General features: G+C 68.1%; 2 protein-coding genes. Both read right to left on the bottom strand.

Going from position 1 to position 1,541, the window contains the following annotated elements; genetic code table 11:
• Positions 1-785, bottom strand: a 785-nt coding sequence (locus tag O0J15_RS21020) for a TPM domain-containing protein (protein ID WP_308306275.1), incomplete at its 3' end; no start/stop codon positions are given.
• 3 nt (positions 786-788) lie between these two features.
• A complete protein-coding gene (locus O0J15_RS21015; RefSeq protein WP_012510094.1) occupies positions 789-1,409 on the bottom strand; it encodes a LemA family protein in 621 nt (206 codons plus the stop codon).
• Between the last annotated feature and the right edge of the window lie 132 nt (positions 1,410-1,541).

Here is a 1,541-nt window from a genome sequence, read left to right as displayed (position 1 = left end):
CCCCAGCTGCCACCACCCCAGCCTCCGCCACCGGCGAAGCGCCCCGGATGCCCGGAGAGCATCGCCACGATCAGGCCGACCACGCCGGCCAGGCCACTGGCCAGCAGGGTGGAGGTGAACAGGAACGCCGCGACGGCTGCGCCGGCACCGCCGAGCAGGCCACGCAGCGGGCGTGGCACGCGCGAAAACACGCCGCGCAGGATGCTGCCGGCGAATACACCGATGAACAGCGCCAGAAACCAGGTATCGCCGCCGCCACCCGGCTCGCGCCCACGATGGCCACTGACCGGTGCGGGCAGCGTTTCGCCATCGATCAGCTTGACCAGCACCGCGGTGGCATCGGTGATGCCCCCGGCGTAGTCGCCGCTGCGGAAGCGTGGCACCAGGTACTCCTGGATGACCCGGTTGGCGATGGCATCGGGAATCGCGCCTTCCAGGCCGTAGCCCGGCTCGATGCGCACGCGCCGGTCGTCCTTGGCCACCACCAGCAGCACCCCGTCATCCACGCCCTTGCGGCCGATCTGCCACTGGTCAAAGACCCGCGTGGTGTACTGGGCGATGTCTTCCGGCTGGGTGGTGGGTACCACCAGCACCTGCAGCTGGCTGCCCTTGCGCTGCTGAAGGTCAAGCGCCTGCTGTAGCAGCGCCTGCTTCTGCGCGGCATCCAGCGTGCCGGTGGTGTCGACCACCGGCGAATCCAGCGCCGGAACCGGCGCCAGCTGCTGGGCGTGCGATGCCAGCGGCAGCCATAGCAGCAGGGCCAGCAGCGCAGTGGCCAGGCGCATGGGTCAGTGGCCCGGCTGCGGTGCCGGCTGCTGCTGCGGCGCGCTGCCGAAATCGACCGCCGGCGCGTTGGAGATCTGCGCTTCGTTGTCCACGGTGAAGTTCGGCTTGGTCTTGTAACCGAAGATCTTGGCGGTGATCACCTGCGGGAACGAGCGGATGTAGGTGTTGTAGTCCTGCACCTGCTGGATGTAGCGGCCACGGGCGACGGTGATGCGGTTTTCAGTGCCTTCCAGCTGGGCCTGCAGGTCGCGGAAGTTCTGGTCCGACTTCAGCACCGGGTAGTTCTCGGTGACCACCAGCAGCCGCGACAGCGCGCTACCCAGTTCGCCCTGGGCCTGCTGGAACTGCTTGAGCGAGGCTTCGTCATCGGCGTTGACGTTGATCTGGCCGACACGCGAGCGGGCGTTGGTGACTTCGGTCAGCACGCGCTCTTCCTGGCTGGCAAAGCCCTTCACCGTCTGCACCAGGTTGGGCACCAGGTCGGCGCGCCGCTTGTACTGGTTGAGCACTTCGGACCAGCTGGCCTTGACCGCCTCATCCTTCTGCTGGATGGCGTTGTAGCCGCAGCCGGACAGCAGGGAGGCCAGCAGCATCAGGGGCAGGACACGGGTGAACAGGCGCATGGCGGAGGTTCCGGGTGGGCTTGGCGCCGAGCATGCCATGGTTCGGGTGAAAGACCGGCCATCGGGCGCCGCCCCCTCCGCGGTGGGTTGTGCTCATGGATCGCCTGGGTAGTCCGGGCGGGTGGGCATGGC

Source organism: Stenotrophomonas sp. Sm10, assembly GCF_030985515.1.
Classification (GTDB): Bacteria; Pseudomonadota; Gammaproteobacteria; order Xanthomonadales; family Xanthomonadaceae; genus Stenotrophomonas; species Stenotrophomonas hibiscicola.
Note: the sequence above shows the minus strand (reverse complement) of the source record. Positions and strands in the feature narration are given on the sequence as shown.